We start from the raw sequence: 3,301 nt of genomic DNA, 5'->3' as shown, positions 1-3,301 counted from the left end.
GTCCGGGACACTCCGGGCCGCCCCCGCCCCCGGCCGGTTCCCGGAAACGGCAAGATAGTTTGCTGCTCCGGCCACACCGGGTGCAGGCTCGTCGACATGAGCCCACAGAGCGCCTCCGGCCCCGGACAGCACCGCAGCACGGCCCGCCGGGGGGCCGCCACCGGCCGGCCCGCAGGAGTGGCCGGGCGGGCGGGCCGGGCGCCTTCCGTCCGGTGGGCCCTGGCCGGCCTCTCGCTGTCCATGGTGCTGTCCTCGCTCGGCACCAGCATCGCCAACGTCGCCCTGCCGACGCTCACCGACGCGTTCGGCACCTCCTTCCAGGACGTCCAGTGGGTCGTCCTCGCGTACCTCCTCGCGGTCACCTCGCTGATCGTCGGCGCCGGACGGCTCGGCGACCTCGTCGGCCGCCGCCGGCTGCTGCTGGCCGGAACCGGCCTGTTCACCGTCGCCTCGGTGCTGTGCGGCCTGGCGCCCGCCCTCTGGCTGCTGATCGCCGCCCGGGCGGCGCAGGGCGCCGGAGCCGCCGTGATGATGGCCCTCACCATGGCGTTCGTCGGCGAGACCGTACCGAAGGAGCGGACCGGGAGAGCCATGGGCCTGCTCGGCACGATGTCGGCGGTCGGCACCGCGCTGGGCCCGTCGCTCGGTGGCGCCCTGATCGCCGGACCGGGCTGGCGGGCGGTCTTCCTCGTCAACGTACCGCTGGGCGTCCTGACGCTGCTGCTCGCGCGCCGCCACCTGCCCGCCGACCGCCCGGGACCCGCCGCCGGCCGCGCGGGCTTCGACCGCCCCGGCACGCTGCTGCTCGCCCTGACGCTCGCGGCCTACGCACTCGCGATGACGCTCGGGCACGGGCGTTTCGGCCCGCTCAACCTGACCCTGCTGCTCGCTGCCGCCCTCGGGACCGGCCTGTTCGTGCGCGTGGAGGCGAGGGCGGCCTCCCCCCTCGTCCGGTTGGCCGCGTTCCGCGATCCGGTGCTGAGCGCCGGCCTCGTGACGAGCACGCTCGTCTCGGCGGTGATGATGGCGACGCTGGTGGTCGGGCCGTTCTACCTCTCCCGCTCACTCGGACTCGGCGAGGCCCTGGTCGGTCTCACCCTCTCGGCCGGCCCGCTGGTCGCCGCGCTCACCGGTGTTCCGGCCGGCCGCCTGGCGGACCGTTTCGGCCCGGCACGCGTCACCGTCGTCGGGCTCCTCGCCATGGCGGCCGGCAGCCTCCTGCTGGCCGTCGCACCGGCCGCGCTCGGCGTGGGCGGCTACGTCGCCCCGATCGCGGTGGTCACCGCCGGCTACGCGCTCTTCCAGACGGCCAACAACACCGCCGTCATGGCGGACATCCCGCCGGACCGGCGGGGCGTCACGTCCGGCATGCTCAACCTGTCACGCAATCTCGGACTCATCACCGGCGCCTCGGTGCTGGGCGCCGTGTTCGCGCTCGCATCGGCCACGACCGACATCGCGACGGCACGGCCCGAGGCCGTCGCCACCGGCATGCGGACCACCTTCGCGGTCGCCGCGGCCCTGATCGTGCTGGCACTCACCGTCGCGACCGGCGGGCGGGCGCTCGCCCGACGAGCTCCGCTCCCACACACCTGACGGTCAGTCAGTGCCGGCACCGACCCGACCCCGCCGGCGCCCCGGCCGTCAACTTCGCCGGGGCGCTTCCGCGCTGCGTTCAAGTTATGAATACTGAATGGCCTCTTGACGCCTTGTTGGTCCATGGATTCACTGGACCCCGCCAACTCGGCGTGCCCGATCCCCACCCTCGGGCACAATCCCCCACTCCGGCAGCAAGACCGCACCGCTCCCCCGGCCCCAGCTGGTGGGAGCGCTCCCACTGATCGCGGGGCGGCTGCCGGAACCGTCCGGAGAGGACCAGCGACGTGCTCCACCCCGTACGCCGCCTGCGCGAGGCCCTGGTGGCCATCGCCCTCGCGTCATCAGCACTCGTGCTGCCCACGGCCGCCGCCCAGGCCGCCACACCCGCCGTCACGGCCGCCCCCACCGCGGCCGCTGCCGCCGCCACCGGCGCCGGGTACTGGCACACCAGCGGCCGCCAACTGCTCGACGCGGCCAACAACCCCGTCCGGATCGCGGGCATCAACTGGTTCGGTTTCGAGACCGCCAACTACTCGCCGCACGGGCTCTGGTCGCGTGACTACAAGAGCATGATCGACCAGATGAAGTCCCTGGGCTACAACACCATCCGGCTGCCCTACAGCGACGACATCTTCAAGCCCGGCATCTCGCCGACGAGTCTCAACTACTCCAACGGCATGAACGCCGACCTTCAGGGCTTGAACTCGCTCGGCGTGATGGACCGGATCGTCGACTACGCCGGAACGACCGGCCTCAAGGTCATCCTCGACCGCCACCGCCCGGACTCCAGCGGCCAGTCGGCGCTCTGGTACACCGCCTCGGTGCCCGAGACGACCTGGATCACCAACCTCACCGCGCTCGCCAACCGCTACGCCGGCAAGCCCGCGATGATCGGCATCGACCTGCACAACGAGCCGCACGACCCCGCCTGCTGGGGCTGCGGCGACACCACGATCGACTGGCGGCTCGCCGCCGAGCGGGCCGGCAACGCGGTACTCGCGGCCAACCCGCAGCTGCTGGTCTTCGTCGAGGGCAACCAGAGCTTCAACGGCAGCTCGTACTGGTGGGGCGGCAACCTCCAGGGCGCCGGACAGTACCCCGTCCGCCTGAGCGTGCCGAACCGGCTGGTCTACTCCGTGCACGACTACGCGACCAGCGTGGCGCAGCAGACCTGGTTCAGCGACCCGTCGTTCCCGGCCAACATGCCGGGCATCTGGGACAAGAACTGGGGCTACCTCTTCAACCAGAACATCGCGCCCGTCTGGGTCGGCGAGTTCGGCACCACGCTCCAGGCGACGGTCGACCAGAAGTGGCTGAAGGCGCTGGCCACGTACCTGCGGCCGACCGCCCAGTACGGCGCCGACAGCATGAGCTGGACGTTCTGGTCCTGGAACCCCAACTCCGGTGACACCGGCGGCATCCTCAACGACGACTGGACGACGGTCAACACCGCCAAGGACGCCTACCTGGCCGACATCAAGGCGCCGTTCGGTGCCTCGACCGGCGGCGGCGACGTCCAGGCACCCACCGCTCCGGCCGGCCTCACCGCCACCGGCACGACCACCAGCACCGTCTCGCTCGCCTGGACCGCCTCCACCGACAACACCGCCGTCACCGGCTACGACATCTACCGCGGCAGCACCCTCGCGGGCACCAGCACCGGCACCAGCTACACCGACACCGGCCTCACCGCCGCCACCGC

General features: G+C 72.3%; 2 protein-coding genes. Both read left to right on the top strand.

From position 1 onward, the window contains the following. The first annotated feature begins 96 nt into the window (after positions 1 to 96). Positions 97 to 1,596, top strand: a complete 1,500-nt coding sequence (locus ACFUK0_RS36945; RefSeq protein WP_380257841.1) for an MFS transporter — start codon at positions 97 to 99, stop codon at positions 1,594 to 1,596. Between the two features lie 287 nt (positions 1,597 to 1,883). Further along, the coding region (locus ACFUK0_RS36940; protein ID WP_380257839.1) for a cellulase family glycosylhydrolase at positions 1,884 to 3,301 on the top strand (1,418 nt) is incomplete at its 3' end.

Source organism: Kitasatospora sp. NPDC057223, assembly GCF_042669755.1.
In the GTDB taxonomy this organism is placed as follows: Bacteria; Actinomycetota; Actinomycetes; order Streptomycetales; family Streptomycetaceae; genus Kitasatospora.
Note: the sequence above shows the minus strand (reverse complement) of the source record. Positions and strands in the feature narration are given on the sequence as shown.